Raw genomic sequence first — 12167 nt, forward strand, 5'->3', positions numbered from 1 at the left:
GTTGCCGCACAGAGCGGATGCACTCGCACCCGCACCCGGCCTGCGCGAATGCCGTATTCACGTGCGTGCATTCTGTTACGTAGCGTCATCACTACAGGTCAGAACCGTGACAACACGAAGGACTGCGTTTAGCCCCATCAGGTGACGGGAACTTTCCAGACGTGCCGGTGGAGCAAGGTCGACTCACACAGATGGCTGTGACGGGTCTGCTCCCCGGCATTTGTCGCTTCTGGGGAGACAGACAACTGTGGCAGCTACCCCTCGCCGCCGCGCCTCCAGCAAGGCCCGGCGCCGCACCTACGTCCTCGACACCAGCGTCCTGCTCGCCGACCCGTCGGCGCTGACCAGGTTCGCCGAACACGAGGTCGTCGTCCCGATCGTGGTCGTGACTGAGCTGGAGGCGAAACGGCACCACCCCGAACTCGGCTACTTCGCCCGCAACGCGTTGCGGATGCTTGACGAGATGCGTGTCGTCCACGGGCGCCTCGACGCCCCGATCCCCGTCGGCGAGTCCGGCGGAACCCTCCGTGTGGAGCTCAACCACACCGACCCCGAAGGTCTGCCGCCGGGCTTCCGGCTCGGCGACAACGACTCGCGCATCCTGGCGGTGGCCTGCAACCTCAAGGCCGAGGGCCTGGACGTCACGCTGGTCAGCAAGGACCTGCCGATGCGGGTCAAGGCCAGCGCGGTGGGGCTGCCCGCGGAGGAGTACCGCGCGGAGATCGCCCTGGAGGCGGCGTCCGGCTGGACCGGCATGGCCGAACTGGAGGTCACCGCCGAATCCGTGAACGAGCTGTTCTCCTCAGGGCTCGTCGACGTCCCGGAAGCCGCGGGACTGCCCTGCCACACCGGACTGGTGTTGCTCTCCGAGCGTGGCAAGGCCCTCGGACGCGTGACGCCGGACAAGAAGGTGCGCCTGGTGCGCGGCGACCGCGACGTCTTCGGACTGCACGGCCGCTCGGCGGAACAGCGCGTGGCGCTGGATCTGCTGCTGGATCCGGACATCGGCATCGTCTCGCTCGGCGGCCGGGCCGGCACCGGCAAGTCCGCGCTGGCGCTGTGCGCCGGCCTGGAGTCGGTGATGGAGCGGCGGCTGCATCGCAAGGTCGTGGTGTTCCGACCCTTATACGCCGTGGGCGGCCAGGAGCTGGGATATCTGCCGGGCACCGAGAACGAGAAGATGTCGCCCTGGGGCCAGGCGGTGTTCGACACGCTGTCCGCGCTGACCTCGCAGGCCGTCATCGACGAGGTGGTGGACCGGGGAATGCTCGAAGTTCTCCCGCTCACCCACATCCGCGGCCGGTCACTCCACGATTCCTTTGTCATCGTGGACGAAGCGCAATCGCTTGAACGCAATGTGCTACTGACCGTTCTGTCGCGTATCGGCACCGGTTCCCGGGTCGTTCTCACCCATGATGTAGCGCAGCGTGACAATCTGCGTGTGGGGCGTTACGACGGCATCGTCTCCGTGGTGGAAAAGCTGAAGGGACACCCCCTATTTGCCCACGTAACTCTCAGCAGGAGCGAAAGGTCCCCCATCGCCGCTCTGGTGACAGAGTTGCTGGAGGAACTGGCGGTTTGAGTGCGTACCCCCCTCGTGCTGGGGATATCACGGAGCGTGCAACGTGATGCAGGACACGCCCGATTGAGTTGAAAAGGGACCAAAGGCCCTGCATCGTCGAATGCGTAAGACCCCGCGTCTGGCAATCGCATTCGACGATCCAGGGCCGAACGGCCGCCGGCGCCGAAAGCGAGAACCGGGAGTTTTCCCGGCTCGACTTTCGCTCTCGACCGCAATGAGTCGCAATGAGTCATTGCATTGTCGCTGTCTGTGAACAGACGGTGAGTCGAGCCGCAGCGGGGTGAACCCACTTCGGAAGGCTCCCTTTGTTCTCCGTGCGGAATTCTGTGTCCGGTATGCGTATTTCCCGGACGAAGGCCCTCGCCGTCACCGGCGCCCTCGCCGTGACCGGCGCGCTCGTGGCGACCGGTGTCGCCGCCCACGCCTCGTCCGTCAACACCGGCAAGGCCGCCTCGGCCGACGCCGCTGTCGTCTCCACCATGAAGGCCGACCAGGCCAAGAGCGCCGCGGACATCGTCGCGCAGCGTGCGGCCGCCGCCGACGCCGCCAACCGCAGCGCGCAGCGCGCCGCCCTGCCGGCCGCCGCCCCGGCCGCCGACACTGCCGCCGCCGCTCAGGCCGCCGCCCAGAAGGCGGCCACCGACAAGGCTGCCGCAGCCGCCGCGGCGAAGGCCGCCGCTGACAAGGCCGCGGCCGACGCCGCCGCCAAGGCCGCCGCCGAGAAGGCCGCCGCTGACAAGGCTGCCGCCGCTCAGGCCGCCGCCGCCCAGGCGCAGGCCGCGGCCGCCGCGAAGGCCAAGGCCGCCGCTGCCGCCGCCACCCCGACCTACGCCAACAACCTGGACGGCTGGATCAAGCAGGCCGTCTCCATCCTGGACTCGACCGGCACCCCGACCTCCTACAACGCCGTCTACCAGGCCGCGATGCACGAGTCCGCGGGCAACCCGAGCGCGGTCAACGGCTGGGACTCCAACGCCGCCAAGGGCACCCCGTCCATCGGCCTGCTGCAGGTGATCCAGCCGACGTTCAACGCGTACATGCTTTCGGGCCACGGCAACATCTACAACCCGGTCGACAACATCATCGCCGGCGCCCGCTACGCCGCGGCGACCTACGGTTCGCTGGACAACGTGGTCGCTCAGCGTTGCGGCGGCTCCTGCTGGGTCGGCTACTAAGCCGCTCAAACCAGCAAGAATCCGGCGTTGACCCGGTGCTGTTCCGAACAGTGACCGAATCATAACTCAATGTACTGTGACATTTCCGACCCTCTCCCGGCTTGAGTTCGATCTCAGTTCCGGGAGAGGGTCGATTTTTGGAAGACCCCGCGCTCGGGCTCGCGGGACCAAGGTCCTTCACGGACGTTGATCCACCAGGGGGTGGATGTGGCGGCGAGGAAGCCGCCTATCCGTTCGCCCATGCGCCGCTCCATGAGGGAGCCGGTCGTCTCTTCCCACACGCCACGGACGACTCCGTGCTGTGCGGAGACGGCTGTCGAAAAGGGGTGAGGCACTGCGGAAGGCAACTCTTGTCCAGCCATACTGGCCCTGAGCACGAGCACAACCCCGAGCACAACCCCACCTCGCAGGACCCGAAGACCCTGCAGGACCCGAAATCCGGGATCGCGGGCGCCGCTTCGACAGCGGCGGGCAAGACCGTCTCGTTCATGACCGCCAAGCTCCCCACCAAGACCTCCCGAATAGTCGCGGCAGCCGCCGCCGGCACGATGGTCCTGGCAGGCGCGGGCACCGCGTACGCGGTGCACTCGAACGACGTCTCCACCCACAACAGGCAGGTCGCGGCGGCACAGTTCGCGGCAGAGCAGAAGGCTGCGTCCGACAAGGCCGCCGCCGACGCCGCCACCAAGGCAGCAGCGGAGAAGGCCGCTGCCGACCAGGCCGCCGCGGCAGCGGCACAGAAGGCCGCAGCCGACAAGGCAGCAGCCGACGCCGCCGCGAAGGCCGCGGCCCAGAAGGCAGCCGCCGACAAGGCGGCAGCCGACCAGCGCGCGGCCGCAGCGGCCGCCGCGAACCGCGACGAGCAGCGCCAGCAGCTGCCGACGAGCACCACGAGCACGCCGTCCGCGCCGACCACCACGCCGACGCAGACGCCGACTCCCAAGCCGACGCCGACGACCCCGAAACCGCCGGCGCCGACCGGCTCGTACGGCGACGCGTACTCCATCGCCCAGTCGATGGTGCCCTCCGGCCAGTTCGCGTGCTTCTCGAACATCGTCGAGCGCGAGTCCGGCTGGAACGTGCACGCGACCAACCCCTCGTCCGGCGCCTACGGGCTCGGACAGGCGCTGCCCGGCGACAAGATGGCCTCGGCCGGCTCGGACTGGGAGAACAACCCGACCACCCAGATCAAGTGGGTGCTGTCGTACATGGACTCGCGCTACGGCTCGCCGTGCGGCGCGTGGTCCTTCTGGCAGTCGCACAGCTGGTACTAGGCCGACCAGCACTCGTTTGACCCGGCGCTGACACGGCGCTGATCCGGCACGCCCAAAACACCGGCGCCCCGTCCATGTCGCACGACAATTGCGACTGGACGGGGCTCCGGTGTTCTTTAATGCACCTATGCCGTCCACCCCCGTCGCCATCATCATCCGCCCGATCCGGCTCCGCGACCCCAACGAGGAGGGCCGCACCTCCACCAACCTGGAGCTGTTCTTCGACCTGGTCTTCGTGGTCACGATCAGCGCCATCGCGCAGCAGTGGCACCACGCCGTGACCACCGGGCACCTGCAGCACGGGGCCATCTCGTTCACGGAGATGATGTTCGGCGTCTGGTGGGCGTGGATGGGCTTCACCTGGTTCGCCAACTTCTTCGACCCCGACGACGTGCCGTACCGGCTGATGGTGCTGGTCCAGCTGCTGGCCTCGCTGGGGCTGGCGACCGGCATCCCGTACGTCTTCCAGAGCGACGACTTCCGCATCCTCGTGGGCTGCTACGTCGTGATCCGCCTGGTGATGTCGGCCCAGTGGTTCCGCGCCGGCCACGCCAACCCGCCGCTGCGCCAGTTCTGCAACCGCTGGGCCTACGGCATCCTCCTGGTCCAGATCGGCTGGGTGGCCTTCGGCTTCGGCCTGCGCCACCTGACGCCCGCGCAGACGATCCCGTACTTCGTCCTGGGCGCGGCCGTCGAGCTCCTGATCCCCTGGTGGGCCCAGCGCGCCGAGGAGCCGGCGATCCCGCACTCCGAGCACGTCGAGGAGCGCTACGGGCTGTTCACGATCATCATCCTCGGCGAGATGGTCCTGGTCGCCTCAGAGGCCTTCAACACGGCGCTGACGGACCACAAGCACCTGGCCACCCTGATGGTCGGCGCGATCAGCGCCGGGATCCTGGCCTTCTGCCTCTGGTGGCTCTACTTCGGCTTCCTCGGCGAGTACGACCTGACCCGCATGCGCACGGCGTTCATCTGGGGCTACGGCCACTTCTTCATCTACGGCACCCTGACCGCGATCGGCGGCGCGATGGCCGCCCTGCTGGAGCAGGTGGCGCGCGACGACGGCGAACTGGGCCGCACCGTCATGGCCCTGATGCTGGCGGCCCCGGTGGCAGCCTTCCTGGCCACCATCGCCTTCCTCCGCACGGTGAGCGAATGGGCCAACTGCACCCGCTGGCTCCTGGCCGCCGCGGCGATCCTGGCGATCGGCACCGGCGCGGGCGCCGCGTGGGGAGCGATGTGGACGTTGCTGTCCGTATGCGTCGCGACCGCCGCCTTCCTGGCTTCGGAGATCGTCACGAAGTGGAAAGCGGCGGTCAGACGCCGGCAAAACCAGGGTGCTGCTTAAGCCAGCGAGTCTTCCGCCTCCAGCGTCACGGAGACACTGTTGACGATGGCAGCAATCTTAACGGCTTCCTGGACCGTCTCACGGGAGGCACCGGCCTTCACAAGAACTTGCTCATGCGATTCCAGACACCGCTGACACCCGTTGACGGCGGACACGGCGAGCGACCACAGCTCGAAGTCGAGCTTGTCGACCCCGTGGCTCGCCATGAAGTTCATCCGCAACCCGGCACGCAGATTCTGGTACTCAGGATCGCCCAGCAGGTGCATACCCCGGTAGTAGACGTTGTTCATGGCCATGATCGCCGCAGCACCCTTAGCCGCGACATAAGCGACATCGGACAGATGCCCCTTGGCCTCCGCCGAGAGCTCCGCGACGACCTTGGCGTTCCGCGAGGCGATGGCCGTACCGAGAATCGCACCCCACAACTGCTGCTCACTCAATTTTGAGGTATTGACCATCGAGCTGAGGTTCAGCTTGATGTCCTTGGCGTACTCCGGCAACTGCTCCTTGAGAACCTCGTACCCCATCAGGCGTTCAACAGCTCACGAACGACCAGCGTCTCATCGCCGGCCTTCCAGTTGCACGGGCACAGCTCATCAGTCTGCAGCGCATCGAGCACCCGCAGCACCTCGTCCACGTTCCGGCCGACAGAGCCGGCAGTCACCATGACGAACTGAACCTCATTGTTCGGGTCGACGACGAACGTGGCCCGATCCGCGACCCCATCGGCGTTCAGCACACCACACGCGGCGGCCAGCTCCCGCTTGACGTCCGCCATCATCGGAAAAGGCAGCTCCCGCAGATCCTTGTGGTCCAGCCGCCAAGCACGGTGCACGAACTCGTTGTCCACCGAAACCCCCAACACCTGCGTGTCCCGGTCCTGGAACTCGCCGTTGAGCTTGCCGAAGGCGGCGATCTCGGTCGGACAGACGAAGGTGAAGTCCTTGGGCCAGAAGAAGACGACCCGATACCCGTTTTTCTGCTCGGTCGAGTCGATGACCTCGAAGACCTCATCCGGACCCTTGTCGGTGAGGTCGCCTCCGACGACGGAGGTCAGACGGTAGTCGGGGAACTGGTCGCCAACGGTCAGCAGAGCCATGGTTGATCTCCTTGGTGAGGGGTGTCTTCGGGGCGCGCCTCATCTCAGGCTCTTGGCCGGTCGGCGCGACGTGATCAGGCTGCCATGATCGATATTGATCGGAGAAATAGGCAGGAGCACACATCGCGATAGGCGGAGCCGATCAATCGGTGACGCTTGGCTGTCCTGGCGTGAGGTGTCGGCGTCGCACAGGCTCTAGCAGTGTCATCCAGAATCCGGCTCGTGACGAATCCACCTCGTGGGATGAGACGTCAGTTCTGGTAGCAGCGACCGTACTGAACCGGGACTCCTAAGGGATCGCGCGGCTGGGTAGTCCTACCCGAGTCCGCAGCTGTACTGGATCGTGAGTGTCCTTGAGCCAGCCGATGATCTGGGATGCGGTTCGCTCGAACGCGTCAGCCACAGCCCCGCCGTCCTCGCATTCGTGCCGCACCTCAGCGACGTCATGGAACTGATGGTCTTCCCGGCACCAGCACACAACATTCACGGTCGCCACAATCACGCGTGCGCCCTTGGTGCTGTGGCTTTCGACCTCCAACTCAAGGTAGTACGCGTCGCCGCCCCGATGGTGTTCGGTGACGCACATGTGGAAGCTGGACCAGCGGTCCCCCGCCTCCCATTTCCACAGTAGGTCATCCGTGCGTGCCTGATCGATCGCCACGCCGGCATCGGCAACCCGTCGAAGATCGTCACCGGTCACCTCCGGCATGAGCCGCGCCAACGGAACGGTGTGGATGCCCAGCCCTTCACCCTTCTCCACGAACGCATTCTGCACCGAGGCCGACGGCCGTGCCTAGACTGCCGTGGCAAGGTCGGCTTGTTGATGCCGACCATCGGCGTCATCCATTCAGCTCGGCGAGACGGTGCCTGCACTGGACCCTGGAGCCGTCACTTCGAGCTCGCCCAGTCATTCCTACGAGCGCTGTTAACATAGCGGCACTGGTCTCAGTCGCAATGAACCCCGGTCTACCACTCTGATCGTCGGACTTCGCAGCCCCCTCAGACCGCGCCACCGCCGCCAGCGTCAGAAGACCAGCACCCTCAACAAGGGTAAATACCCTGGCTCAGAAGAAGACGACCCGATACCCGTTTTTCCGCTCGGTCGAGTCGATGACCTCGAAGACCTCGTCCGGACCCTTGTCGGTGAGGTCGCCTTCGACGACGGAGGTCAGACGGTAGTCGGGGAACTGGTCGCCAACGGTCAGCAGAGCCATGGTGATCTCCTAGCGATGAGGGGTTGCCGTTCAGATGCGCCAGGCACAGGCCTCGTGAGCCGGCGGGCGCAACAAGATCAGGCTGTCACGCCGGGATTGATCAGTGAAATAGGCACGAGCGCGACACGCAATAGGTGAAGCCGATCAATCGCGGCTGCGGGCCCGCTCAGCAGAAGGCATCACCCGTCCATCCGCCGAGACAGCGCTTCCACACCCACGGCAAGCCCCTCGAATCCCTCGCGCCAGCACGGATGGTCTTTGTTGAAGTTGGTGCGTCGCAGTTCTTCGAGCAGCCAGTCGTCGCGACGGAAGTTCGAGCCCGCCGCGATGATCTCCATCGCAAGAGCCGTCGCACGACCGGCACGTGCGAGTTCCCTGAAAATCTGAAGCGTCGCCACCTGAGCCGTGAAGAAGGCGTTGCGGTCAGTTGCCCTCACGTCTCGGCTCTTACGCTCGCTGTCGGCGATCTCCGCACGGATTAGGGTTTCCGTCTCGCGCAGTGCAAGTAGATGGGAGAAGTCAGGAGGCAACCACGCGGTGGCCGTGTGCAGCAGCCACGCGATATCCCAGGAATCGGATGTACCTGTAAGCACGGTACGTATACCCGCCCGAAACAGGACCGTGGACAGAACCGGACCGACGAGATGGCAGGCTGGCAAGACCTCGGCAACGACCTGGTCCGAGCGTGCGTCGTTCAGCGCACCCCACAAGCTCACCAACGCCTCCGACGCGTCACGGTCAAGCGCCACCCCGAACCCCGTCCAATCTGCTTCTTTCCTGGCGCGCCGTTCACATAGCGCCGTCAGCCTCAGTCGCACTCAGGATCTCAGCGTCGAAGGACTCCGGTCTACGACTTTGATCGCTGAAATCTGCGGACCCCTCAGACACCCGTCGCCGTCACCACAGCGTTAGAAGATCAGCCCCCTCAAACAGGGGTAAGTGCCCTGGCTCAGAAGAAGACGACCCACCACTTCCCCTCGTAGGACCTGGGGTCGCCTGGGGAACCAACTTTCTGAAGCCACCATCGCCGATTGAGGGAACCCACGTCGGCAGCCCGCTTCGAAGCGTCATCGGCGTCGAGTCGCTGCATGAAGTCGACCATGACGCCCGAATCCATCAAACCCCTGAGTCAGCAGCCAACGCCGCAAACTCTGCCGCCCAATCCGGCAACACATCGCCCGCGTCATAGATCTCGAACGTCTTCCCCACGGCATCCGGTGACGCTAGCGACGCGACGGCCGCCGCAGCCACCGAAGCCCGGCTGACCCGCCCGTCCCCCGCGTCCCCCTGCTCCAGCCGCACCCCGCCTGCGGGCCCCGGCGTCAGCCAGGCCGGCCGCACGATCGTGTACGCCGCCCCGCTGGCCCGCAGTGCCTCTTCGCCCCGCCCGCGAGCGATGATGATCCCTGACATCTGCGGATGCTCCGCGGCCCGCGTGATGTAGATCTGCGACACCAGCACCACCCGCGCCCCGCTCTGGGCGGCGGCCTTGCCGACCGCCGCCACACCGCGGTGCATCACCGCCTCCGCGCCGTGCTCGTCCGCCGGCGGCTCGACCGAGACGACCACTCCGTCGTACCCGGCGAGCAGCGCCGTGTCGAAGCCGGCCGCCAGGTCCACCACAGCCGTGTCGGCGCCGGCGACGCCGCGGGGACGCCGCCCCGCGACCGTCACCTGTGCACCCCGCTCCAGCAGCAGCGACGTCACGAGCGAACCGGTCCGGCCCGACCCGCCGAGCACCAAGTACCTGCCGTCACCCACAGAATCGCGAACCGTCATGCGGCCATTCTCCGATCAACGGCCCGACTACGGCTGTTCGGCCACCTCCGGATACGCCGCCGAGTCGCCGTGCATCAGCGGCGAAGCCTTCCCCTTCAGAGTCTCGTCGAAGAACCCTGCGACGTAGTCGCGAGTGATCTGGATGCTGCGGAAGCCGTCCAAGGTCTGCCCCGGAACCGGCATCCCCGCCTCCTCGGCCAGCACCGAGATGTCGGTGAACGACGCGTGCGCCTCCCCCGAGACCGCGAACCACCGCTTGTACCCGCTCAGATCGGCCCAGGTGGCGCTCCAGGTGGGATCCAAGTACGGCGCGTTCCCCTCGACATGGTCGCTCTGCTTGCCGAACAGCATGAACGCCCGATCGCCGAGCGCCGCGGCCGGCACCGCGGGCAGGAAGGTGCCGTCCAGGTTCACGCCGGCCTTGATCCGCGGATCGGCCTCCATCGCCGCCGCGGCTGCCGCCCCGCCGGCGGAGTGCCCGGCTATGCCGATGCTGTGCTTGTCTATCAGGTGGCTGAGATCCCACACGTGAGCCCGAGTCAGCTGGTCCATCACGAACTTCACGTCCACGCCACGGCTGGCGACCAACTGGTCGTCACTGGCCGGGTCAGCCCCGTCCTGGTTGCACCACAAGCACGGCGCGATACTCCCGTCCGCCAACTGCTCGCCGCTGTCCTCATACGGATGCCCGACCAGCGCCACGACGTAGCCACGGCTGGCCAGATCGGTCGCCACCGAAGTCAGAGTCGCCCGCGGATTCTCCAACCCGGGCGACAGCACGACCAGCGGGAACTTGCCGTGCGCAGCCGAAGCGCCGGTAAAAGCGTGAGTCTGCAACGCCGCAACAGCGTCAGCGGTGATACCGAAACCCGGCGGCACCCGCAGAGCCACGAAGTTCTGCGCCTCACCAGCGCTCATATAGGGCGCGGGCCGCCCGGTCCCCTGACGAGCGGGGTAGAACATTGAGACAGTCAGCTGGCGATAGCCGGCCGAGGGGTTCCACGGGTCGAGGCGGCTGGTGTCGGTCAGGTGCAGAACGTCCGCACCGACCGCGTAGCGACCGGTCGGCGCGGGCAGCGCGAAATGCGCGACAGATGCGGCGGCTGCGGCGGAAGCAGGCGCGGAGACCGAGGACGATTGCCTCGCCGGAGCCGCAGCCGAAGCGGCGCCGGACCCGACGAAGGTGATAGCGGAGACGGACAGGGCAACGATCGCGGAGGCCGCAAGACGGCGTCGGTTGATTTCCATGGCTCGACGTTATGAGCCGCGCCCCTCATCGTGGATCAGTCCACGGATGGTACTTCGCCGCAGGTCATCCCGCAGATCCAGGGGGCCTCATCCCGCAGGATGAAGCCCCCGGCGTGAGCGACGCCGACCCGCACGTCAGCCGACGACGGCCAGCGCGTCGATCTCCACCAGCATCGACGCCTTCGGCAGCTCGACGAAGACGGTCGTCCGGCTCGGCTTCACACCGTCCGCGCCGAGGTTCGCCTCGATGAACTCCGCGTACGCCTCGTTCATCAGCGCGAAGTGCTCGCGCGTCGTGAGATAGACGCGGAACATCACGATGTCGTCGACCGTGCCGCCGCCGGCCTCGACGATCGCCTTCACGTTCTCCAGCGTCCGCGCGGTCTGCGCCTTCACGTCACCAGGCGCCACGTATTGGCCGGTCGCCGGGTCCTCCCCGCCCTGCCCGGACACCTGCAGGATGGGGCCCTTTCGCACGCCCTGGGAGAACACCGGCATCGGAGCCGGGGCGCCGTCGGTACGGATCTCGGTCTTGGAGGAGGTCATCAGAGGGCTCACTTTCTTTGGGTGATGACGGAATCGGAAGGGATGACAAGAAAATCAGGAGACGCAGGCGAATCAGGATGCGAACTCACGGCGCCCCGGCGTCAGCCGAAATGGCCCGCACGGTATCGAGCAGCTGCGGCAACAGCTCCAGCACCTGCTCGTACGGCAGCACGACGTCCGGCACCGAAATCGACACCGCGGCCACGGCCCGCCCGGACGCGTCCCGCACCGGCGCCCCGACGCAGTTGATGAACGTCTCGTGCTCGGCGTGATCCTGCGCCCACCCCTGCGCGGCCACCGTGTCGAGCTCCGCGAGCAGCTGCGGCCCGGAGGTGATGGTGTTCGGCGTGTGCGGCACGAACTCGATCCCGGCCACCACCCGCCGTCGCTCCGCCGCCGGCAGGTCCGCGAGCAGCACCTTCGCCACCGCCGTGTTGTGCAGTCCGGCCCGCAGCCCGACGCGCGAGTACATGCGCACCTTGTGGCGCGAGTCGTACTTGTCGATGTAGACGACCTCGCCGCCCTCGTACGCGGCCAGGTGCACGGTCTGGCCGGTCGCGGCGTTCAGCGCGGCCAGATGCGGCGCCGCGATCCGGCGGACGCCACGCTGCTCCATGGCCAGGTTGGCCAACGCGAACAGGCCGGCCCCGAGATGGTAGCGGTAGTCGGCGTCGCGGTAGACGAACCGATCCTCCTCCAGCGACTGGAGCAGCCGCAGCACGGTGGTCTTGTGCACGCCGACCACCTCGGCCAGCTGGTCGAGCGAGCGCTCGCCGTCGCCGAGCTCGGCGAGCAGGCGCAGAGCGCGGGTGACGGTCTGGCTCATGGCACCCTCACTTTCTCGCGGACGACGCCGGCTGCGCGACCCTGCGCGACCCGAGCTGCTGCGAACGGCTGATGGC

13 protein-coding genes are annotated in these 12167 nt (G+C 66.9%); 4 read left to right on the forward strand and 9 right to left on the reverse strand.

The annotated features are described in order from the left end of the window. Nucleotides 1–247: 247 nt before the first annotated feature. The 4 genes from ABH935_RS24935 to ABH935_RS24950 all read left to right on the forward strand — a co-directional run bounded on the left by ABH935_RS24935 (nucleotide 248) and on the right by ABH935_RS24950 (nucleotide 5379). Nucleotides 248–1582, forward strand: coding sequence for a PhoH family protein (locus ABH935_RS24935; protein ID WP_370380340.1), 1335 nt, complete (start codon nucleotides 248–250; stop codon nucleotides 1580–1582). A gap of 335 nt (nucleotides 1583–1917) precedes the next feature. Beyond that, nucleotides 1918–2757, forward strand: coding sequence for a transglycosylase SLT domain-containing protein (locus tag ABH935_RS24940; RefSeq protein WP_370380341.1), 840 nt, complete (start codon nucleotides 1918–1920; stop codon nucleotides 2755–2757). Nucleotides 2758–3107: 350 nt separating this feature from the next. Beyond that, nucleotides 3108–4031, forward strand: a complete 924-nt coding sequence (locus ABH935_RS24945) for a lytic transglycosylase domain-containing protein (protein WP_370380342.1) — start codon at nucleotides 3108–3110, stop codon at nucleotides 4029–4031. Nucleotides 4032–4158: 127 nt separating this feature from the next. Next, complete coding sequence (locus tag ABH935_RS24950; protein WP_370380343.1) at nucleotides 4159–5379, forward strand: low temperature requirement protein A; 1221 nt, start codon at nucleotides 4159–4161, stop codon at nucleotides 5377–5379. Here ABH935_RS24950 and ABH935_RS24955 read toward each other — a convergent pair. From ABH935_RS24955 to ABH935_RS24995, 9 genes are all read right to left on the reverse strand, one after another. Continuing rightward, a complete protein-coding gene (locus ABH935_RS24955; RefSeq protein WP_370380344.1) occupies nucleotides 5376–5906 on the reverse strand; it encodes a carboxymuconolactone decarboxylase family protein in 531 nt (176 codons plus the stop codon). The two genes, ABH935_RS24950 and ABH935_RS24955, sit on opposite strands and share 4 nt — an antisense overlap. Beyond that, nucleotides 5906–6478: a peroxiredoxin gene (locus ABH935_RS24960; protein WP_370380345.1), complete on the reverse strand. Its 573-nt coding sequence runs from the start codon at nucleotides 6476–6478 to the stop codon at nucleotides 5906–5908. Before ABH935_RS24960 ends, ABH935_RS24955 begins: the two co-directional genes overlap by 1 nt. A gap of 289 nt (nucleotides 6479–6767) precedes the next feature. After that, nucleotides 6768–7238, reverse strand: coding sequence for a hypothetical protein (locus ABH935_RS24965; RefSeq protein ID WP_370380346.1), 471 nt, complete (start codon nucleotides 7236–7238; stop codon nucleotides 6768–6770). A gap of 304 nt (nucleotides 7239–7542) precedes the next feature. Further along, nucleotides 7543–7692, reverse strand: coding sequence for a hypothetical protein (locus ABH935_RS24970; protein WP_370380347.1), 150 nt, complete (start codon nucleotides 7690–7692; stop codon nucleotides 7543–7545). Nucleotides 7693–7871: 179 nt separating this feature from the next. Further along, nucleotides 7872–8441 carry a hypothetical protein gene (locus ABH935_RS24975; protein ID WP_370380348.1) on the reverse strand — a complete coding sequence of 190 codons (570 nt, stop codon included), beginning with the start codon at nucleotides 8439–8441 and terminating at the stop codon, nucleotides 7872–7874. 367 nt (nucleotides 8442–8808) lie between these two features. Next, a complete protein-coding gene (locus ABH935_RS24980; RefSeq protein WP_370380349.1) occupies nucleotides 8809–9471 on the reverse strand; it encodes an SDR family oxidoreductase in 663 nt (220 codons plus the stop codon). A gap of 27 nt (nucleotides 9472–9498) precedes the next feature. Beyond that, on the reverse strand, nucleotides 9499–10719 hold the full coding sequence (locus ABH935_RS24985; RefSeq protein ID WP_370380350.1) for an alpha/beta hydrolase: 1221 nt from the start codon (nucleotides 10717–10719) through the stop codon (nucleotides 9499–9501). 135 nt (nucleotides 10720–10854) lie between these two features. Further along, nucleotides 10855–11265, reverse strand: coding sequence for a RidA family protein (locus ABH935_RS24990; protein WP_370380351.1), 411 nt, complete (start codon nucleotides 11263–11265; stop codon nucleotides 10855–10857). An 85-nt stretch (nucleotides 11266–11350) separates the two neighbouring features. After that, nucleotides 11351–12091 carry an IclR family transcriptional regulator gene (locus tag ABH935_RS24995; RefSeq protein WP_370380352.1) on the reverse strand — a complete coding sequence of 247 codons (741 nt, stop codon included), beginning with the start codon at nucleotides 12089–12091 and terminating at the stop codon, nucleotides 11351–11353. Between the last annotated feature and the right edge of the window lie 76 nt (nucleotides 12092–12167).

The organism is Catenulispora sp. GAS73 (genome assembly GCF_041262085.1).
GTDB lineage: Bacteria > Actinomycetota > Actinomycetes > Streptomycetales > Catenulisporaceae > Catenulispora.